The organism is Pseudomonas sp. S2_H10, from assembly GCF_054668285.1.
The window spans coordinates 671571-691272 of sequence record NZ_CP162754.1 but is presented as its reverse complement, the minus strand read 5'-3'; the positions used below and the strand labels follow the sequence as shown (position 1 = coordinate 691272).

The window sequence follows — 19702 nt, the reverse complement described above, 5'->3', positions numbered from 1 at the left end:
ATGCACTTGCATGACTCAGGCTTCTTGCCGTCAGCGGAGGGCACTGGTGCCCTTACTTTTGAGAGTGATGAATGAAACAGGGACAGGTTTTGCTGTTGGCTTTGTTGTTTGCGTTTTTGACAGGTTGCACGACTGCGCCACCCAAAGATCAAGGCAACCTCTGCAGTATTTACCTTGAGTATCCCGACTGGTACGAGGAGTCGCTCAAGATGCAGAGTGAATTCGGGACACCACTGCACGTGGCCATGGCGATCATGAAGCAGGAAAGCAGTTTCGTGGCTGACGCTTTGCCGCCACGTGACTACCTGCTCTGGGTGATCCCCTGGGGGCGAGTCAGCTCCGCGTACGGTTATGCGCAGGCGCAGGATCCGGTGTGGGGCGAATACAAGGGCGATACCGGCAACGGGGGGGCGCGTGACAGTTTCGACGACGCGATCATGTTTATCGGGTGGTACACCACGGGCACCCAGCGTCAGCTCGGAATCTCCAAGTGGGATACCTACAATCAGTACCTGGCGTATCACGAGGGGCGTGGGGGCTATAGCCGTAGTTCCTATCGCGCCAAACCGTGGCTGATGCAGGTTGCCCAGAAAGTGCAGAAGCAGTCGGAGATTTACAACGCCCAACTCAAGCAGTGTCGCCAGGCACTGGAAGATGATCGCGGTGGGTGGTTCTAGCGCGCCGGGTCTCCCTGATCTGGCTCCTGCCAATTAAGGCGCCGTAGTTCGATACGCAGAGACCCTGGCTGACGAAGCCTGTTCCCGCCAATGCGTTACGTCGCACGCTCATTTTCCCAGGTGCCCGTAGCCGCGGTGCGCTGTACGTAGTCGCTGAAGTCGCGCGCCGGCCGTCCCAATGCCCGCTGGACGCCATCGGTCACGACTGTGTTGCGGCCGTCGAGCACCGTGGTGAAAAGGTACAGCACCAGATCGATCAGCTCCGGGGGAAGGTGTTCCTGTTCCAGTGCCTGTCGATAGGCATCCGCGGGCACGGCCACGAACTCGATAGTGCGGTGTGTCGCACGGGCGATCTCGGTCACGGCTTGGGTAAAGGTCAGTGCACGGGGGCCGGTCAACTCATAGAGCTGGCGGGTGTGTCCGGGATGGGTCAGGGCCGCGACGGCACACTCGGCGATGTCCTCTGCATCGACAAAGGGCTCGGCGACATCACCGACGGGGAGTGCGAGTTCGCCTTGCACGATGGGCTCGAGAAAGTGCGCCTCGCTGAAGTTCTGGCAAAACCAGCTGGCCCGCAGAATCGTCCAGTCGATCCCGCTGTCCTGTACTACTTGCTCAGCCTGCTGCGCTTCGATTTCGCCGCGACCGGATAACAGCACCAGTTTGCGGACTCCGTTTTTCACCGCCAGGTCGGTGAACGCCTGGATGGTTTCAAGGGCGCCGGGCACGGCGAGATCGGGCTGGAAGGAAATGTAGACGGCATGCACATCCTGCATGACGGCATCCCAGGTTGATCGATCCTGCCAGTCGAAGGGGGGATTCGCATCGCGGGAACCGTGGCGAACGGGCAGGCCGGCCGCTTCCAGTCGTTGGGTGATTCGCCGTCCGGTCTTGCCGGTGGCGCCAAGGACCAGTGTGATGGGTTGAGCGGTTTGCATGGCGTTCATCTCCAACGGTTAATGTGAGTGATGCTCACGTTTAAAAGATGATAGATCCTCATGTTTTTCCGTCAAGCCATCAGATCGAACGGCCCGACGTGCGGGCATCTGTTGTTGGGTATGGGAATTGGCGATGCTAAGGTGAGTACATGTCACGTTATTGACCGGGAACTCACTCGTGCGCAAAAAGACCCCTGAAGCCTCCGAGCAGCCTGCTGCAGTCGCTGTTCGACGCAACCCCACGCAACAGCGCAGTCGCGAACGCCAGGAGCGGATTCTGGCAGCGGCGACTCGATTGATTGCGGACAAGGGCAGCGATCAACTGAAGATGAGTGAAATCGCCGAGCGCTCAGAGATCTCGATCGGTTCCCTTTATCAGTATTTTCCCGACAAGAGTTCCGTCATCCATACCCTGGCCGAACGCTACAACGCCGAGAGCCGTCGTTGCATCGCTGAGGCGATGGAGGCTGTCGAGGACGCCCAAGGCTTGCAGGCGGCCTATTCGCAGTTGCTCGATCTGTATTACGAGATCGTCATGGCGACTCCGGTGATGCGTGACATCTGGTCGGCCATGCAGGCCGACAAGCAGTTGTTGCAGTTGGAATTGGGCGAGAGCCGGGTGGCGGGGGCGTTGCTGGCCCGGGCGATGTTTCGCGTGTATCCCGACCTCGATGAGCGACAGGTTGAGGAGTCGGCGTTTTTGATCTGGCACCTGGGGGAGGCGACCATGCGCCTGGCAGTCACCTGTACGCCAGAGGAAGGGCGAGCACTGGTCGAGGCGTTCAAGCGTATGTCCCTGCGCGAGATCATGCAGCCGGTGCGCAAGGACCCCGGTCCGCAGTAAAGACCCGGCCGCTATCTGGCGTTCCAGCGACCACCGCCGGTTTCACAATCGATCCTGGCTTGAGCCAGGTGTTCGGTATCGTAGTAGTAAGTGATGATTTGGGCGTTGTCGGGGATGTTGATCGATTTGCTGTTTTTGTCTTTGCTGATGGACCGTGGGTTGGCCAGGGCTTCTTGCGTCAAGGTGCCAAGGCAAGTGGCCCGATAGTGATCGGCGCACTGTCCGACATTGTTTTTGCTGGTGCTGAGCATGTCCTTGCTTTCGTTGCTGCAGGACCAGTTGATCGAATCCCCGGGCATGCCCTGGTACTCATAACAGGAATGGGTGTCGATCGCCGGGACCGAGTCGCTCTGGGAGCGGGTGACAACGTCGCAGCCCTGTGCAAATGCCCAGGCCGGGCTCAAGCAGGCAATGACGATGAAGGCTTTTGCGTTCATGGTTTTCCGCTCCGTTCGAGCCCTCGCGCAAGACAAGGGCCCATGGATTACGAAAATCTCTTTCAGCCTGATGCTAGACGAAGGGTTGGCCGGCAAACCCGCGAGGCAGGCGTTGCAAACCGGCCATCGCGGTCAGTCGCTCGGTCCAGGCTGAACGCCAGTTGATGGCGGTATGCACGGCTTTGGCCTTGCGTGCTGCGCGACGGGTGGCGTTGCGTTCGGCCTTGCGAGCCTCTTTGTAGGCGTCGGTGTTTCGGCAGCTTCTGCATTTCACGCGATTGAGTTCGCGGGTTGATACCAGGTTGTTGCCGTTGTGACCGCAGGCCAGGTGCCCGCTGACTTTGTAATGAGTGACCATTGGAACGTCTCCTCGCGACGTGTGAGCGGTTGACCCCACGCGAGCGGTGACGTTCGATTGGTTTTGGGCAACAAAAAATCCCGGCACCGGGCCGGGTCGTGCAAACAGGTGAAAGTCACTCAGGCAGGAGCGCACACGGAGACGTCGACGTCACCGCTCATGCGGCCGATCAGGCATATCCTCGCACTGCAAGTCCGTGGCGGATCATCTGAACCGGGGTAGAGGCCGGTCGACAGGTTGCAGAGACGACAGCGTGTGTCGGATCAGCGGTGTGTCCTTCTCGATGTCGTTCAGGCGATCACGAATTCTGAGGGCGGTGGGGTGTCCGCCTTGATGATCGACCCAGTCGGCGATTTCCTTGCAGGCTGCTGCCAGGCGGGCCTGACGGGAATCCAGCAAGGTGAGCAGGGTGGTGATGGACTCTTTTTCGGACATGGGAGACACCTCCGTTCAAGAAACCTGGTTGTGGCAGCAAAAAGCCCGCCAGGAGCGAGCTTTCTGCCGTTGGGGTCGCTGATCCTTCAGCCTTTCCAGTATAGACCCGTTAAAAAATGCTGGCATCCCGTCAACTTTGTCGGGCTGTCACTTGTGATTTGGCGTTCAACTGTTCGCAAACTCGCTGGGCGTCTTCTTCAGTGTCGAAGCCGTCTCCGATGTACCCTTCGGTGCGGGTATCGGAAATGCGATACCAGACCGCGGCATCCGGTGGCAGGTGGTCACTTTCACCCTCGCGACGGCCATGGATGATGATCTTGTTGCAACGCTTCACGACGAAAATGTCTTCCATGGCGTCTCCGCAGCGGATTCGTGTTCAGTTCAACTATAGAAGTCATTGCTGATCGTGCAAAAAAAAGGCTCCGCAGGCATTCCCGGGAAACACACAATCCCTGTGGGACCGCGTCAATCCCGGGACTCACCGATAACGCAATCCCTGTGGGAGCCGGCTTGCCGGCGATGGGCTCGGGTGCGCCGCGTTTTATCCTGGTTACACGCGTTATCGTTGACGACCATCGCCAGCAAGCCGGCTCCAAGGAACCGCGTACCGGTCGAAACACGCAATACCTGTGGGAGCCGGCTTGCCGGCGATGGGCTCGGGTGCGCCGCGTTTTGTCCTGGTTACAGGCGTTATCGTTGACGACCATCGCCAGCAAGCCGGCTCCTACAAGGAACCGCGTACCTGTCGAAACACGCAATACCTGTGGGAGCCGGCTTGCCGGCGATGGGCTCGGGTGCGCCGCGTTTTATCCTGGTTACACGCGTTATCGTTGACGACCATCGCCAGCAAGCCGGCTCCAAGGAACCGCGTACCGGTCGAAACACGCAATACCTGTGGGAGCCGGCTTGCCGGCGATGGGCTCGGGTGCGCCGCGTTTTGTCCTGGTTACAGGCGTTATCGTTGACGACCATCGCCAGCAAGCCGGCTCCTACAAGGAACCGCGTACCTGTCGAAACACGCAATACCTGTGGGAGCCGGCTTGCCGGCGATGGGCTCGGGTGCGCCGCGTTTTGTCCTGGTTACACGCGTTATCGTTGACGACCATCGCCAGCAAGCCTGCTCCTACAAGGGACCGCGTACCGGTCGAAACACGCAATACCTGTGGGAGCCGGCTTGCCGGCGATGGACTCGGGTGCGCCGCGTTTTGTCCTGGTTACACGCGTTATCGTTGACGACCATCGCTGGCAAGCCGGCTCCTACAAGGGACCGCGTACCGGTCGAAACACGCAATCCCTGTGGGAGCCGGCTTGCCGGCGATGGGCTCGGGTGCGCCGCGTTTTGTCCTGGTTACACGCGTTATCGTTGACGACCATCGCTGGCAAGCCGGCTCCTACAAGGGACCGCGTACCGGTCGAAACACGCAATCCCTGTGGGAGCCGGCTTGCCGGCGATGGGCTCGGGTGCGCCGCGTTTTATCCTGGTTATCCGCGTTATCGTTGACGACCATTGCTGCGGAAGTCCTCTCGAGGAAGATCGCCAGCCCGACCTCTTCGGCCGACAGTCCCTTGCGCGCTCTGGTCCTTGGCAGTTGAGCCAGGTCGCCCAGCAGGAAGCCATCGAGCACCGCCGGGTGGATGTAGCACTTGCGGCACACCGCCGGGGTGTTGCCCAACTGCCTGGCAACGTTCTTGACCATTTCCACCAGGTGCCGTCTGGCGTCCGTCTCAGGCTCCCACTGCAGCTTGCGCAATGTCGCCAGGGCCAGAACGCTGCCGGCCCAGGTGCGGTAATCCTTGGCCGTGAACTCTGCGCCGGTGAGCGTCTGCAAATAACCATTGATGTCGGATGAACTGACAGTGTGGCGGTCACCGTTTTCATCCAGATACTGAAACAGGTTCTGCCCGGGTATGTCCTGGCAGCGTTTGATGATTCGCGCGAGTCGCCGGTCTTTCACGGTGATCTGGTGTTCGACGCCACTTTTGCCGCGGAACTGGAACTGGATGGCACTGCCGTTGATCTCCACATGGCGGCTGCGCAAGGTTGTCAGGCCGTAGGAGCGGTTGTCCCGGGCATATTGGCTGTTGCCGATACGGATCAACGTCGAGTCGAGCAGGGTGATGACCGTGGCCATGACTTTGTCGCGACTGAATCCCGGAGCCGCCAGTACCGCCTCCAGTCGTTGGCGCAGTTTCGGCAAAATCAGGCCGAACTCACGCAGGCGCAGGTATTTGTCGGCGTCGCGCACCTCTCGCCAGCGCGGGTGATAGCGATATTGTTTGCGCCCCCTGGCATCCCGGCCAGTGGCCTGCAGGTGCCCACGTGGATCGGCGCAGATCCACACCTGGGTATAGGCGGGCGGCACCGCGAGTGCGTTGAGGCGCTTGATCTCGTCGGGGTCGGTGATGCGCTGACCCGCCGGGTCGAAGTAGGCGAATCTGCCGCGCAGTGTCCTGCGGCTGATGCCCGGCTGAGTATCATCGACATAATGCAGGTCAGGAGGCAGAACATCGGGCATGGCGATTGTCCCGGGCGATGGTCGTTACAGCCATTGACCGCGGCCCTTGGCAGTCGTGCCCGCGGATTTACGCGAGCACCGCGACCGCCTTGATTTGCGCCCAGAGTTGCTGGCCCGGGTGGACGTTGAGCTGATCGCGCGAATAACGCGTGATCCGCGCCAGCAGCGGCGTGCCGGCGGCGTCCAGGCGAATCAGCACATGGGCGGCGTTGTCGGCGTTCATTTCACTGACCACGGTGACTGGCAGGCGATTGAGAATGCTGCTCTGTTCAGTGCTGTGCAGGCTCAGGCTCACATCCCGCGCCTGAACCTTGCAGCGCAGTGCCTGGCCAGCCTCCATGGGCGTATGCGGCACACGAATGTTCAGGGCAGTGTCGGGCAGTTGCAGGCTCAGCAATTGATAGTCGGCGTCATAGGCGCTGACGCGGCCTTCGATCACCACGCCGGCGTCATCGCCCATCGCCAGCGGCAAGTCGAGGCGCGCCAGGGTCTGGCCGATCGGGCCGCTGGCCAGTGCCTTGCCGCTGCTGAGCAAGACGATATGGTCGGCCAGCCGCGCGACTTCATCCTGGGAATGGCTGACGTACAGCACCGGGATATCGAGCTCGTCGTGCAGGCGTTGCAGGTAGGGCAGGATTTCACTTTTGCGCTGGGCATCCAGCGCGGCCAGTGGCTCGTCCATCAACAACAGTTTCGGGCTGGTGAGCAGTGCGCGGGCCATGCCGACGCGCTGTCGCTCGCCGCCCGAGAGGTGTTGCGGGTGCCGGTCGAGCAAATGGCTGATGCCCAGCAACTCGGTGGCGTGGGCCATGTCGACCCGGCGCTGCGGCTTGGGGATGCGCTTGAAGCCGAACTCCAGGTTGGCCAGCACCGACAGATGAGGAAACAGGCTGGCTTCCTGGAACACGTAGCCCAGTGCGCGTTTGTGTGGCGCGACGAACACCTTGTTGTCGCTGTCTTGCCAGACTTCATCGTTGACCTGGATAAAGCCATGATCGGCTCGTTCCAGGCCGGCGATGCAGCGCAGGCAAGTGGTCTTGCCCGAGCCGGAATGACCGTAAAGCGCGGTGACGCCACGGCCCGGCAGTTGCAGGTCGACGTCCAGGGCGAAGCCCGGGTAGTCCAGTTTCAGGCGCATTTGAATCATCGATCAGCTCCAGCCCGCTTTGGTTTTACGGCTGGAATACAGCGCCAGCAGGACGACAAACGAGAACACCAGCATCGCCCCGGCCAGCCAATGGGCCTGGGCGTACTCCATGGCTTCGACGTGATCGTAGATCTGCACAGAGACCACGCGGGTCTTCTCGGGAATGTTGCCGCCGATCATCAGCACCACCCCGAACTCGCCGACGGTGTGGGCGAATCCGAGTATGGCGGCGGTAATGAAACCTGGGCGGGCGAGGGGCAGCGTGACGCTGAAGAACGTGTCCCAGGGATTGGCCCGCAAGGTTGCGGCCACTTCGAGCGGGCGCGTGCCGATCGCGGAAAAAGCGTTTTGCAGCGGCTGCACCACAAACGGCATCGAATACAACACCGAACCGATCACCAGCCCCGCGAAACTGAAAGTGAGGGTGCCAAGGCCGAGTGACTGGGTGAACTGGCCAACGAACCCGTGAGGGCCGAGCGCCAGTAACAGATAAAAACCAATCACCGTCGGTGGCAGCACCAGGGGCAGGGCGACTATCGCCCCGACCGGGCCGCGCAACCAGGAGCGGGTGCGCGACAGCCATAACGCAATCGGAGTGCCGACAATCAGCAGGATGACGGTCGTCAGGGACGCCAGTTTCAGGGTCAGCCAGATGGCGGAAAAATCGGCACTCGATAGCGACATTTAGATTTCGTAACCGTAGGACTTGATGACAGCGGCCGCTTTCGGGCCCTTGAGGTAGTCAACCAATGCCTTGGCGGCCGGGTTGTCCTTGCCCTTGTTGAGAATCACCGCGTCCTGTTTGATCGGGTCGTGCAGGCTGGCGGGAACGATCCAGGCCGAGCCACTGGTGATCTTGCCGTCCTTGTAGATCTGCGACAGCGCGACAAAACCCAGCTCGGCGTTGCCGGTGGAGACGAACTGATAGGCCTGGGTGATGTTCTGGCCTTCAACGATCTTGTCCTTGACCTTGTCGGTCAGACCTTCCTTGGCCAACACCTGGGTTGCCGCCAGGCCATAAGGCGCAGCTTTCGGGTTAGCGATGGAGAGGTGCTGGTATTCGTTCTTCTTCAGCACGTCGCCCTTGGCATCGACGTAGCCTTCCTTGGCCGACCACAGCGCCAGGGTGCCGACGGCGTAGGTGAAGCGCGAACCCTTGACGGTGTCGCCTTCGGCCTCAAGTTTTTTCGGGGTGCTGTCGTCTGCCGAGAGGAACACTTCGAACGGCGCGCCGTTCTTGATCTGGGTGTAGAACTGGCCGGTGGCGCCAAAGGCGGTCACCAGTTTATGCCCGGTGTCCTTTTCGAAGTCCGCTGCAATCGCCTGGATCGGCGCGGTGAAGTTGGCGGCGACAGCCACCTGGACTTCGTCCGCCTGGGCTGAGCCGAAGGCGAACACGGCGAGAAGGCTCGCCAGGCAGGTAGGGGCAAAACGTGAGGCACGAATGGTCATGAAACGGCTCCGTTAAAGGCAATTGCGACAGGGGTGAATCGTTATGTAGTTAAATATATAGCGAATTGCCTTTGAACGGAATGTGTTGCGGTGGAATTGTATACAATTTTAATGCAAGTTTGCTCCTCAGGGACGCCGTAGCAGTCTCGCCATCCCTTCTTCCGCCAGTTGGCGAGTCAGTGCCTCGGTGCTCAGTTCGACGGCCAGGGTAAAGGCCTGGCCGGCCCAGAGGTTGCTGAAGTCCGCTTCTCCCTTGGCCCGCAGAGGCATCAATGCGCCACCGGCAAGGGGGAAGGCCGGAGCCTTGGCGCTCATCGGCCCCAGTTCACGCATCAGCCGATTGAGGATGCCCCGGGCCGGGCGACCGGTGAACAGATTGGTGACAGCCGTCTCGCTTTCCCTGGCGGTGCGCAAGGCTTTGTGGTGAGACGGGCTGACCTTGGCCTCCGGCGTGAACAGGTAGGCGGTACCGACCTGCACCGCCGAAGCGCCGAGCATGAAGGCGGCGGCGACACCTCGTGCATCAGCGATGCCGCCAGCGGCAATCACCGGCACTTTCACCGCATCGACGACTTGTGGCACCAGGGCAAACGTTCCGACCTGGCTGCTCAGGTCATCGCTGAGAAACATGCCGCGATGGCCGCCGGCCTCGTAGCCCATGGCAATGATCGCATCGCAGCCATGCTGCTCCAGCCACACCGCTTCTGCGACGGTGGTGGCCGAGGACAACACTTTCGCACCAGTGGCCTTGACCCGGTCGAGCAGGGATTTTTCCGGCAGGCCAAAGTGAAAGCTCACCACTTCAGGGCGAAACTCTTCGACCACCGCACAGGCCGCGTCATCGAACGGCGCCCGGTTGGACACCGGTGTTGGCGCATCGAAGTCGACGCCGAGTTCCTGGTAGTAGGGTTGCAGCAGGTTTTTCCAGTCCTGCGCGCGTTGTTCATCGGCGGCAGGCGTTTGATGGCAGAAGAAATTGACGTTGATCGGGCCACGGGTGTGTTGGCGGATGGTTTTCAGCTCTTCGCGCAGTTGATCGGTGCTGAGCATCGCCGCAGGCATCGAGCCCAGGCCGCCGGCATTGCAGGCTGCAATCACCATGGACGAGTTTGTGGCACCGGCCATCGGCCCCTGAATGATCGGCAGTTCGATCCCGAGCAGGTCAAGAATGCGGGTATCTGGCCATTGGTTCATGTGCTGTGTTCTCCGACGTGGAAGCAGGGCAGGGACGGTAGAACAGGATTTGTAACGCAACGACTGGCGCAAGGCCAGTCGTCATTTCAGCGTGCAAGGCTTTTTTCAGCGTCGGTGGAAGCCACCACCGCCACCCCCGAAGGAGTGGTTCATGAAGCGGGACGAGTCGTGAAAACTGTTGAAGCGATCATTGCCGAAGGAACGGGCATCGTTCTCTCGGTTGAGGTTCTGGATCTGGGCCGTGTTGGCCGAATCGAGACGGGTTGCACCGCCCTGGACCATCGATTGCCAGCCGCTATCGGTTTTCTTGTAGACGTTGCCGTCATGGCCGGCGTAGACATTGTCGCCGACATGCGCGACGCCGCCGTTGCGATCATGGATACCGCCATACTGAGTGGTGTTGCCGGAATTGGGGTTGTAGACGGCACCGCGATTGGCCGTGACCTGGGTGCCGGTGCGCACGTTGCCGGCAGTCACATGCTGGCCGGCAATGGCGCCGCCCTCGGGACCGACGGCCACACCGCTGCGGCCAGCGGCATAATTGCCGTTATAGACGTTGTGAACCGCGCCGCGCTGGCCTGCCGCGGCGATGCCGGTGCGCGAGTTGTAGGAGGCGCCGACCTGGCCGGCCCAGCGATTGCCGGTCCAGGCGTTGTAACCACTGCCGTAGCGGCTGACCGAAGCCCGGTCGCCCCACTGGCGGTAGATGTTGCCGGTCGTGCCGGCCCAGCCACCGGGGCCCCAGGCAACGGCGCCGCCGTGATAACCGTAGGCAACGCCACCCCAAGGCATTGGCGCCGGGTACAGGTGCGGCCCCCAGGCATAACCCCAGCCGTAATTGCCCCACCACGGATAAGCGCCCCAACCCCAACCCATCGCGACCGTACTGCCGCCCCAGCTCCAGCCGAAACCGAAGCCGAACGTCCAGCCCGTCCAGGGGGTGTAGCGCATCGCCACGCCGAAACCATAGGTCACCGGCGGTCCGTACCAGACGCTGCCCACCCACGGGGTATACGGATAACCGGTGCCATACACGACCACACCGCTGACCGGGTCCAGCGTCGAGCCCTGATACCCCGGCGTATAACCGACGACGACGGTATCGCCGCTGGATTCGTAGACTTTCACGTAAGTGACGTAGTGCAGCGGTGAACTGGGCGGAATCGAATAAATGACGGCCGGCACCGAAGAGGCGACGGTCCACGGGCCTTGCACTGAAGTCGCGACGAACCAGATGCCGTTCTCCACCGCGTACCAGCTTTGTGCATCGACCATGATGATCGGCATCGGGCTGTTGATCACGTATTGCAGGGGCGTGCCGTTGATGGCCTTGAGTTGTGGCTGGCCGTCAATCGGCGGCTTGCTCATTTTTACCTGGCTTTTGTTGATCGCCGAAGTCTGCGGAATGGTCGCTGCGATGGCGGCCTCCTTGGCTTGCGGCGTGCCGGCCACCGAGGCCTTGACGTTTTCCTTGGGGCTGTCGTCGGGGATGTTGGCGAAGTCCGCGGGCAGTTTGTCCGCGCCGACAAAGCTCCAGGGGCCTTTCATGTCACTGGCGCGGAACCAGCGCCCGGAGATCAGCACGTAGCTGTCCTGGTCACCGATCTCCTTGAAGATATGCCCGGTGGTGTTGGTCACATAAAGCAGTTTGGTGTTCTGGATCGGCTGCCACTGGGGCGCGCCGTCCGTGACGATCAGTTCGGTCGGCACCGTGGCGATGTAGATCTGCGGAACCGGCGGCTTGGCCAGGGTCGGTATCTTGTCCTTCGGATCGCTCTGGCCCGTCAGCAGGTCGACCTGGCGACTCTGGATCGCGGTTTTCCTGGCCTTTTCCAGCTCGGCGGACGGCGAGGGCAGCGGCGCATACTGGCCGCCCAGGTTGTCCGCCACCATCCAGCCATCGAACACGTGCAGGTAATGCTTGCCCTGTGCGTCCTTGAGCAGCAGCGGCCGGGTGTTGATCACCCGTTGCAGGGCGGTGCCATCAACGGGGCGATAGGCCGGCTCGCCATCGATGTACACCAGCAGCGCCGGCACCTCGGACGAAATGATGGTCGGCGCGGTATTGTCCAGCGGCTCACTGTTGGACTTCTGCTCGGCGGCGAGGACGCCGAGTGCAGCTTCTAGCTGGTCGAGGGAAATGGTTTTGGTGCGGTTCTCGGCGTCTTTCTTCACTGCCGCGACCCAGCTGTCGGCCTTGGTCGCGCTCTCGGGGAAGTCGGCCTTGGTGATGGTGTACTGGTCGAGCGCCACCCAGCGCGTGGCCTTGTCGACCAGGGTGTGGGCACTGAACTGCACGATGCCGTAGGTGGATTTGCCATCGGTGCCCGTGGCCTCCACGGCCGCCCGCGCGTTCAGGGTGTAACCGTCCCAGCTGTCCAGTTGTGGTTGGTAGATGGTCAATTTGGTATCGCCGGCCGCCAGCACCTGTGGCCAGCTGGGGGCCGCCGGTGCTTCATTCGCGGGGGGTTGGGCGGGGGCCGCCTGCGTACCGCTGAGCGGAACCAGGCAGAGCATCAGTAAAACGGTGAATAAACGCAGTTGAGGCATTGTCAGCTCCATCGACAAGTCAGGTTCTTGCGGCATTTCAGGGTTGCGAAAAAGCATAGCCGCCGTCAATCAAAACGCCCGGCGGTTTTCCGGATTGGCTTAAAGTCGGGTACGGCAATCGGTTGCCATGTGTTATTTCATTTGCACCACAACCAGACTGATTCCATTGAGAGGCCGTAATGTTCAAAGGTATTTTGATCGATAAAGACGACAGCGGTTACCGGGCCACGCTGCAGGAGATCCAGGACGATCAGTTACCCGAGGGCGATGTCACGGTGCGTGTGGCCTACAGCACGCTGAACTTCAAGGATGGCCTGGCGATCACCGGCAGCAGCCCGGTGGTGCGCAAATTCCCGATGGTGCCGGGCATCGACCTGGCCGGGGTCGTCGAGGCCAGCGGGCATCCGGACTATAAAACCGGTGATCAGGTCCTGCTCAATGGCTGGGGTGTGGGTGAAGGTCATTGGGGCGGCCTGGCGCAGAAGGCCCGCTTGAACGGTGACTGGTTGATCCCGCTGCCCAAGGCATTTACCGCTGCCCAGGCGATGGCCATCGGCACGGCAGGCTACACGGCCATGCTGTGCATCCTGGCCCTTGAGCACAATGGTGTGACGCCCGAGCAAGGCGAAGTCCTGGTAACCGGCGCCAACGGCGGCGTCGGCAGTTTCGCCATTGCGTTGCTCAGCAAGCTCGGCTACCGGGTGGTTGCCTCCACCGGCCGGACCTCGGAGCACGATTACCTCAAGCAACTGGGCGCCGGCGAAATCATCGACCGCGCCACCTTGTCCGAGCCAGGCAAGCCATTGGCCAAGGAGCGCTGGGCGGCCGTCATCGACTCGGTCGGCAGTCACACCCTGGCCAATGCCTGCGCCAGCACCAAGGCCAATGGCACCGTCGCGGCCTGCGGCCTGGCCCAGGGCATGGACTTTCCGGCCTCCGTTGCGCCGTTCATCTTGCGCGGCGTGACCCTGGCCGGCATCAACAGCGTGACCCAGCCCAAAGCCAAGCGCGTGCAAGCCTGGGATCGCCTGGCCAGGGATCTGGACTTCAATCTGTTGCCACTGATCAGTCACGAGATCGGCTTGAGCGAAGCCATCGAAGCCGCGCCGCGCTTGCTCGCCGGGCAGTTGCGCGGGCGCGTGGTGGTGGATGTGAATCGCTGATCAGCGCGACTCGCGCTCCAGCAACTGGCGTTTGCGCTCGACTCCCCAGCGATAGCCCGACAGATTGCCATCGCTGCGCACCACGCGATGGCACGGGATCGCCACGGCCAGGCTGTTCGCGCCGCAGGCTTGGGCCACGGCGCGAACGGCTTTTGGTTGACCGATGCGCTGGGCGACATCGGCGTAGCTGGCAGTGCTGCCCGCCGGAATCTCGCGCAGGGCTTGCCAGACACGCTCCTGAAACGCCGTGCCGCGTACGTCCAGCGGCAAGTCAAGGCCAATGGACGGCGCCTCGATGAAGCCGACGACCCCGGCAATCAACTGCTCGAACTCATGATCGGCACCTATCAGGTTGGCGCGCCGGAACTTGTCTTGCAGATCGCAGACCAGTTGATGCGGGTCATCGCCCAGCAGGATCGCACAGACCCCGCGCTCACTTTGCGCCACCAGTATCGCGCCCAGCGAACACTGGCCGACGGCAAAACGAATGTCGTTGTTTTGACCGGCGGCACGGTAGTCCCCGGGTTTCATGCCAAGCAGTTGGTCTGCCGCTTCATAAAATCGGCTGTTGGAGTTGAAGCCGGCGTCATACAGGGCATCGGTGACCGAGCCGCCGTCCGTCAGGCGCTCGCGCACCTTGCGTGAGCGATGTGCGTCGGCGTAGCCCTTGGGCGTCAAGCCGGTGACGGCTTTGAACACGCGATGAAAGTGAAAGCTGCTAAGTCCCGCCGCTTCGGCCAGTTCGCCCAGGGTGGGCAGGGTTTCGGCGCTTTCGATCTGGCGGCAGGCAGCGGCCACGGTGGCGGCATGCTGCACGGCGACTTCGCTCTGATCTTTCGCCGCACGCTTGCTCGCGCGATAGCCCGCGGCCTGGGCCTGTTCGGCGCTGTCGAAAAATTCGACATTCTGTGGTTTGGGCAGGCGCGCCAGGCTGCTGGGGTTGCAGTAGATGCCGGTGGTTTTCACGGCATACACAAATTGCCCGTCAGCCTTGGAGTCGCGGGCGACCACGGCGGCCCAGCGCGGATCGTTTTCGATGGTGATCTTGGTCGATTGGCGAGTCATGGCGTCATGTCCTTCGAGGAGTTGCCTGCACAATAACCATGGGGCAATTGCCACACACTCCGGCGCTTGCGGTCAAATTCGCAGTCTTCAACCGGCGGTGCGAAACGTGAAGTTGATGCGTTGCTCGCCCAGTTTCGGATGATGACCGTCCTTGATCGGCAACACGCCGTGATAGCGCAGGCGATCCACGCCGCCCCAGACCACGATGTCGCCATGCAGCAGGGGAACGCGTTGGCTTTTGTCGCTGCGCGCAAAGCCGCCGAACAGGAACATCGCCGGCAAGCCCAGCGAAACCGAAACGATGGGGGCTGCGTAGCAATGCTCGTCCTTGTCCTGATGCAGGGACATTTTTGCCCCGGGGATGTAGCGGTTGATCAGGCAGGAGTCTGGCACAAAGTCGCTGAAACCCGCGGCCTGCGCCGCCGCTTGTGCCAATTGGAAAAACACCTCGGGCATCAAGGGCCAGGGCTGGCCGGTCTGCGGGTCGTGGCGAGTGTAGCGATAGCCGCTGCGGTCAGTGGTCCAGCCGAAGGTGCCACAACTGCTCAGCGCGACCGACATGGTAAAGCCGCCGGGCGTGACCATCTGTCGAAACGGCGCGGCCGCCAGCACCGCCTCCAGCGCGGGCAACACACGCTCAAGCCAGGGCAGGGCGAAGCCTCTGAGCACGTAGGATTGTTCGCCGATCTGCTCGCGTCTCGGCTGCTGCTCGGGCTCGGCATCGGCAAACAGATCGAAAGTCAGTGGGTTCATGGGTCATGACGCATCGTGAAAGATGATTCCAAGAGTATGCCGTTTGCCGCTGTGCAGGCGACTGACGCCGTGACGCAGGGTCACGCGGTAGAAACCGCGAGTCCCTTTGACCGGCCGCTGGTTGACGGCAAATATCAGCCCGTCACCTTTGTTCAGAACGATGACCATCGGGCGCGACTGCATTCGCGGGCGCTGTTCGGTCATGACAAATTCACCGCCGGTGAAATCTTGCTCGGGGTCTGAAAGCAAAATCGCCACCTGCAGTGGGAAAACGTGCTCACCGTACAGATCCTGATGCAGGCAGTTGTAGTCCTGCGCTCCATATTGCAGCAACAAGGGGGTCGGACGGTTCTGACCAGCGGCATGACAGCGTGCGAGGAAGGCGTGGTGAGTTTCAGGAAAACGCTCCGGCACACCCATCTGTTCATGCCAGCGATTGGCGATGGGCAGCAGGCGCGGGTAGAGCGCGCTGCGCAAGCGGGTCACCAGGTCAGGCAACGGGTAGCTGAAATACTTGTACTCGCCGCGACCGAACCCGTGGCGAGCCATCACCACATGCGAGCGAAAGGGTTCGGTCCGGGGGTACAGGGCGCTGACCTGCTCACAAGCCTTGTGGCTCAACAGTGACGGGATGACGGCGTAACCGTCCTGATCAAGTTGCTGTTCCAGTCGGGGCCAGTCCAGCCTGTCCAGATATTGCTCGCTCATTGCCGGGCCTCTTGTGGGGGAGGTGGCCAGTCTGGATCAGATGAATGCAGCAGGCACTCCGGCGCTTGCGGTCGAACTGCGAGGGGGAGTCGACGTCCATGTCGCTCCGGATCGCGTTACAGCGCTTTGCTGACGCTGATTTCGCTGATGACGTCGTCCTGGCCGTGAATGGCATCCAGCGCCGCCCTGGCTTCTTCCGGGGTGCCGTTTTCAAGCTGGGCGAACTCGAAGCGGCGCTCACCGTTGAGTTTGTATTTGATGACGTACTTGGTCGTTTGGGCCACGGTTGTATCTGCCTGTCGTGTGTTTCGGGTTCGCGGATCAGCTGAGTTTCGTGCTGGAACGGCGAATGATTTTGATCGAGTGAGTCAGGGTGGGCTTGCGCGTCACGCTGATGGCGCGGCGGTTGACGGTGTCGATCGTGATGTTCCAGAAACCGGTGCTCGGGGCCGTGATGCGGGCCGGAAACGTGTCGAATGCTCCGCCGTGATAGGTGTGACGGCCGCCATTCTTGAAGCTGCGGAAGTTGGCGTCGTTCATCAAGCGGATGTTGCACATTTGAGAGCATTGAATGACGACGATGTCGTCTTCGTTGAGGTGCTCGCGCTGATGGATATATTTCATGAGGCGCCTCCAGAAGGGCTTTTTCTACTAAATCAAAACGATAGCTTGGGCGATTGGCGCAGTTTATCAGCCCGGGGGCCTTATTATCCGGCCACTTTGACAATTAAAGAACGCTAATTTCACGTTTGATGAGCGATAAAGCAGATTGCCTCGGAGAAAAAACGCATCTGCGTTGTCCGAGCGTCTTTATCGGAGGTTTTGTATGAAGTGGGGTTTGTGGGTTGTTTCGCTGGCGGTGTCGCTCGGCGGTTGTGCGAACGTCTCTGATATCAATGAGTCGTTGCCAACCATGAGCGTGATTTCTGGCAAGAAGCCCCATGAGTATGCGCAATGCCTCAGCGAAAAACTGGCCGACAGTCGTGGCGCCTTGCAAATCGAGCCGCACAAGGACGGCTTGCGCGTGATCGTTCCGCTCAAGTTGTCCATGGGGCCGTCTGCCGTATTCGACATCGAGGATCGCTCGGGTGGCAGCAGCATCAAGCTGCACGAGAGCATGTCCAATGTCCCTGTGCGTCCCAAGGATGTACAGAAAGCCGCTACCGAGTGCATTTCCGGCTGATAAACTGGCGACCCACAGCACCGATGCCGTCAAAGCCTGGCTTTGGCGGCATTGTCATTTCTGGAGTCGACTATGAAGCGAGAGCAGGTCCGGGAGCGCCATGCAGAGGGACATATCTCTGCCACCCATGTGATTCAGAATCCGGCGGACCGCGGCGAGTGGATCGTTTTTTTCAAGAAAAGCGCCGGGCGCAGCTATTTCCTGGTGGACGACAATGATGAAGTCGAGTCCTTCGACAAGCTCGACGAGCTGATCGAAACGCTGCGCGGACTCGGGATCAAGTTCGCCGAAATACATCTGTAGCGTCGGGCGCCTTATTTGCAGACCACCACGACGTTGCGGTTCTTGTAATTGCCAATGTCGGCGCCGAGGGTCTTTTCACTCTCCTTGAGCGAGGGGGTGCCGTCGGTGCCGACAATCCGGTAGCCGGTCCCAGCACAGGAGGCATCGGCCTTTTCGTAGCAGGCCGCCCAGGAATTCGCCTCTCCCGAGCAATCGATCGTCAAGCCCTGTTCGCCATTGCCCAGGTAGGTTTGTTCCGACGTTGCGCAGCCGCTCAGGGCCAATACCGCCAGCAAAGGCAAAATCTTTTTCATGGTTTGATCATCGTCAGTGGGAAGGGCTAAGGCTGAGACAGCGGCGGATTGAAAAGGTTATAGCCAAAGGCCACTTCTTTTCGTCATTCACCGGGAAACACCGATAACGCAATACTGTAGGAGCCGGCTTTTCGGCGATGGACTCAAGTGCGCCGCGTTTGTCCGGTTTATACGCGTCATCGTTGACGACCATCGCCAGCAAGCTGGCTCCTACAAGGACCGTGTCCGAATCGAATCCGCACTCATGAAAAAAGCCCTGTGCAATGACAGGGCTTTGGGGGGGGGCGTCGGTCAGTTCTTGTCCTTGCCGCGTCGCTTGGGTTCCGGGTGCTCCAGCTCAAGCACCGAAGCCACTTCGATTGCCAGGGCTTCGGTCGGGAAAGGTCCGGCGATATTTTCACCGGCGACACTGGCCACCCACCATTGGCCATCTTTCGCCTTGTTGATCAGGAATCCATTGACGCTTTTTGCTTCCGACATCTATTTGCCTCGTTGTCTGGTTCAATCGCGCCATGATACCGGCAAACGCACGCAACGGGTGCGGATGGGCGTAGGGTAGGTCGATCCGCGCCTGTGAAATCGTGCAATTACGCAGGTTTCTGCTATGCCTAACAGGTTGCGAAGTGACCTGCGCACGTACGCAGGGAACTATCGGCAAGAATATTTCTCTATGTTGACATCGGTTAGCCAGCGCGGGGCATTGTAAGGTGCACGCCGCCTGATTAGACTGCGCCGAAACTCGTACACACAGCCCTTTCAAGGACTTATATGATCAAGAAATGCTTGTTCCCAGCAGCCGGTTACGGTACTCGCTTCCTGCCAGCGACTAAAGCCATGCCCAAAGAAATGCTGCCGGTGGTGAACAAGCCACTGATCCAGTACGGCGTCGAAGAAGCACTGGATGCCGGCTTGAACGAAATTTCCATCGTCACCGGTCGCGGCAAGCGCGCCCTGGAAGACCATTTCGACATCAGCTACGAGCTGGAAAACCAGATCAAGGGCACCGACAAGGAAAAATACCTGGTCGGCATCCGTCGCCTGCTGGACGAGTGCTCGTTCTCCTACACTCGCCAGACTGAAATGAAAGGTCTGGGTCACGCGATCCTGACTGGTCGTCCGCTGATCGGCGACGAACCGTTCGCCGTGGTGTTGGCGGATGACCTGTGCGTCAACCTGGAAGGTGACGGCGTACTCAAGCAGATGGTCAAGCTGTACAAGCAGTATCGCTGCACCATCGTCGCGATCATGGAAGTCGACCCGCAAGAAACCAGCAAGTACGGCGTAATTGCCGGCGACCTGATCGGAGACGACCTGTACCGCGTGCGCAACATGGTCGAGAAGCCAAAACCGGAAGATGCCCCGTCGAACCTGGCGATCATCGGTCGTTACATCATGACGCCGGACATCTTCAGCCTGATCGAACAAACCGAGCCAGGCAAAGGCGGCGAGATCCAGATCACTGACGCCCTGATGAAACAGGCGCAGGACGGTTGCGTGATTGCCTACAAGTTCAAGGGCAAGCGTTTCGACTGCGGTGGCGCCGAAGGCTACATCGACGCGACCAATTTCTGCTTCGAGAACTTCTACAAGACGGGTAAGGCTTACTGATAGCCGGTGACCTGACTGTATTGAAAAGCCACCTTCGGGTGGCTTTTTCATTTTCAGGCCCCATATCGACAGCAGCGC

General features: G+C 60.6%; 23 protein-coding genes and 1 pseudogene. 6 read left to right on the top strand and 18 right to left on the bottom strand.

Going from position 1 to position 19702, the window contains the following annotated elements:
• Nucleotides 1-71 precede the first annotated feature (71 nt).
• Nucleotides 72-677: a transglycosylase SLT domain-containing protein gene (locus tag AB4O16_RS03070; protein WP_460156955.1), complete on the top strand. Its 606-nt coding sequence runs from the start codon at nt 72-74 to the stop codon at nt 675-677.
• Between the two features lie 95 nt (nt 678-772).
• Here the strand turns inward: AB4O16_RS03070 and AB4O16_RS03065 are convergent, their stop codons facing one another.
• Nucleotides 773-1615: an NAD(P)H-binding protein gene (locus AB4O16_RS03065; protein WP_460156954.1), complete on the bottom strand. Its 843-nt coding sequence runs from the start codon at nt 1613-1615 to the stop codon at nt 773-775.
• A 178-nt stretch (nt 1616-1793) separates the two neighbouring features.
• On the opposite strand from AB4O16_RS03065, the gene AB4O16_RS03060 reads away from it, so the two are divergent.
• The gene (locus AB4O16_RS03060) at nt 1794-2459 is read left to right on the top strand and encodes a TetR/AcrR family transcriptional regulator (protein WP_460156953.1); all 666 of its coding nucleotides are present in this window, start codon (nt 1794-1796) and stop codon (nt 2457-2459) included.
• Between the two features lie 11 nt (nt 2460-2470).
• Here the strand turns inward: AB4O16_RS03060 and AB4O16_RS03055 are convergent, their stop codons facing one another.
• From AB4O16_RS03055 to AB4O16_RS03010, 10 genes and pseudogenes are all read right to left on the bottom strand, one after another.
• The gene (locus AB4O16_RS03055; RefSeq protein ID WP_460156952.1) at nt 2471-2896 is read right to left on the bottom strand and encodes a hypothetical protein; all 426 of its coding nucleotides are present in this window, start codon (nt 2894-2896) and stop codon (nt 2471-2473) included.
• Between the two features lie 73 nt (nt 2897-2969).
• Entirely contained in the window at nt 2970-3254 is a 285-nt protein-coding gene (locus tag AB4O16_RS03050; protein WP_160387953.1) for a hypothetical protein, read from the bottom strand.
• Between the two features lie 204 nt (nt 3255-3458).
• Complete coding sequence (locus tag AB4O16_RS03045; RefSeq protein WP_007975977.1) at nt 3459-3689, bottom strand: hypothetical protein; 231 nt, start codon at nt 3687-3689, stop codon at nt 3459-3461.
• 130 nt (nt 3690-3819) lie between these two features.
• Nucleotides 3820-4041: a hypothetical protein gene (locus AB4O16_RS03040; RefSeq protein ID WP_160387954.1), complete on the bottom strand. Its 222-nt coding sequence runs from the start codon at nt 4039-4041 to the stop codon at nt 3820-3822.
• Nucleotides 4042-5209: 1168 nt separating this feature from the next.
• Nucleotides 5210-6205 (bottom strand): annotated as a pseudogene (locus tag AB4O16_RS03035) (DNA topoisomerase IB); the annotation flags it as partial.
• A gap of 67 nt (nt 6206-6272) precedes the next feature.
• On the bottom strand, nt 6273-7352 hold the full coding sequence (gene modC / locus AB4O16_RS03030) for a molybdenum ABC transporter ATP-binding protein (protein WP_160387513.1): 1080 nt from the start codon (nt 7350-7352) through the stop codon (nt 6273-6275).
• A gap of 3 nt (nt 7353-7355) precedes the next feature.
• On the bottom strand, nt 7356-8036 hold the full coding sequence (gene modB, locus AB4O16_RS03025) for a molybdate ABC transporter permease subunit (RefSeq protein WP_160387516.1): 681 nt from the start codon (nt 8034-8036) through the stop codon (nt 7356-7358).
• Nucleotides 8037-8804 (bottom strand): molybdate ABC transporter substrate-binding protein, encoded by a 768-nt coding sequence (modA, locus tag AB4O16_RS03020; RefSeq protein ID WP_160387518.1) that lies wholly within the window; start codon nt 8802-8804, stop codon nt 8037-8039.
• A 126-nt stretch (nt 8805-8930) separates the two neighbouring features.
• Complete coding sequence (locus tag AB4O16_RS03015; RefSeq protein WP_460156951.1) at nt 8931-9998, bottom strand: NAD(P)H-dependent flavin oxidoreductase; 1068 nt, start codon at nt 9996-9998, stop codon at nt 8931-8933.
• Nucleotides 9999-10103: 105 nt separating this feature from the next.
• A complete protein-coding gene (locus AB4O16_RS03010) occupies nt 10104-12548 on the bottom strand; it encodes an autotransporter (RefSeq protein ID WP_460156950.1) in 2445 nt (814 codons plus the stop codon).
• Between the two features lie 179 nt (nt 12549-12727).
• On the opposite strand from AB4O16_RS03010, the gene acuI reads away from it, so the two are divergent.
• Nucleotides 12728-13711, top strand: coding sequence for an acrylyl-CoA reductase (NADPH) (acuI, locus tag AB4O16_RS03005; protein WP_160387524.1), 984 nt, complete (start codon nt 12728-12730; stop codon nt 13709-13711).
• Here the strand turns inward: acuI and ada are convergent, their stop codons facing one another.
• From ada to AB4O16_RS02980, 5 genes are all read right to left on the bottom strand, one after another.
• Nucleotides 13712-14776 carry a bifunctional DNA-binding transcriptional regulator/O6-methylguanine-DNA methyltransferase Ada gene (ada, locus tag AB4O16_RS03000; protein ID WP_460156949.1) on the bottom strand — a complete coding sequence of 355 codons (1065 nt, stop codon included), beginning with the start codon at nt 14774-14776 and terminating at the stop codon, nt 13712-13714.
• Nucleotides 14777-14863: 87 nt separating this feature from the next.
• On the bottom strand, nt 14864-15529 hold the full coding sequence (alkB, locus tag AB4O16_RS02995; protein WP_460156948.1) for a DNA oxidative demethylase AlkB: 666 nt from the start codon (nt 15527-15529) through the stop codon (nt 14864-14866).
• Between the two features lie 3 nt (nt 15530-15532).
• Nucleotides 15533-16237: a 2OG-Fe(II) oxygenase gene (locus AB4O16_RS02990; protein WP_160387529.1), complete on the bottom strand. Its 705-nt coding sequence runs from the start codon at nt 16235-16237 to the stop codon at nt 15533-15535.
• Nucleotides 16238-16353: 116 nt separating this feature from the next.
• On the bottom strand, nt 16354-16521 hold the full coding sequence (locus AB4O16_RS02985) for a hypothetical protein (RefSeq protein WP_008053023.1): 168 nt from the start codon (nt 16519-16521) through the stop codon (nt 16354-16356).
• 37 nt (nt 16522-16558) lie between these two features.
• The gene (locus AB4O16_RS02980; RefSeq protein ID WP_108217427.1) at nt 16559-16861 is read right to left on the bottom strand and encodes a DUF1883 domain-containing protein; all 303 of its coding nucleotides are present in this window, start codon (nt 16859-16861) and stop codon (nt 16559-16561) included.
• A 202-nt stretch (nt 16862-17063) separates the two neighbouring features.
• Between AB4O16_RS02980 and AB4O16_RS02975 the strand changes: the two genes are divergently transcribed.
• Both AB4O16_RS02975 and AB4O16_RS02970 read left to right on the top strand, forming a co-directional pair.
• On the top strand, nt 17064-17420 hold the full coding sequence (locus AB4O16_RS02975; RefSeq protein WP_160387531.1) for a hypothetical protein: 357 nt from the start codon (nt 17064-17066) through the stop codon (nt 17418-17420).
• A 72-nt stretch (nt 17421-17492) separates the two neighbouring features.
• Complete coding sequence (locus AB4O16_RS02970; protein ID WP_150716824.1) at nt 17493-17723, top strand: hypothetical protein; 231 nt, start codon at nt 17493-17495, stop codon at nt 17721-17723.
• Nucleotides 17724-17734: 11 nt separating this feature from the next.
• Here AB4O16_RS02970 and AB4O16_RS02965 read toward each other — a convergent pair whose 3' ends face one another.
• Together AB4O16_RS02965 and AB4O16_RS02960 are read right to left on the bottom strand one after the other, a co-directional pair.
• The gene (locus AB4O16_RS02965; protein ID WP_160387533.1) at nt 17735-18016 is read right to left on the bottom strand and encodes a hypothetical protein; all 282 of its coding nucleotides are present in this window, start codon (nt 18014-18016) and stop codon (nt 17735-17737) included.
• A gap of 291 nt (nt 18017-18307) precedes the next feature.
• On the bottom strand, nt 18308-18496 hold the full coding sequence (locus AB4O16_RS02960) for a hypothetical protein (protein ID WP_160387535.1): 189 nt from the start codon (nt 18494-18496) through the stop codon (nt 18308-18310).
• A gap of 288 nt (nt 18497-18784) precedes the next feature.
• Between AB4O16_RS02960 and galU the strand changes: the two genes are divergently transcribed.
• Nucleotides 18785-19624 (top strand): UTP--glucose-1-phosphate uridylyltransferase GalU, encoded by an 840-nt coding sequence (gene galU / locus AB4O16_RS02955; RefSeq protein WP_007975949.1) that lies wholly within the window; start codon nt 18785-18787, stop codon nt 19622-19624.
• The last annotated feature ends 78 nt before the right edge of the window (nt 19625-19702 follow it).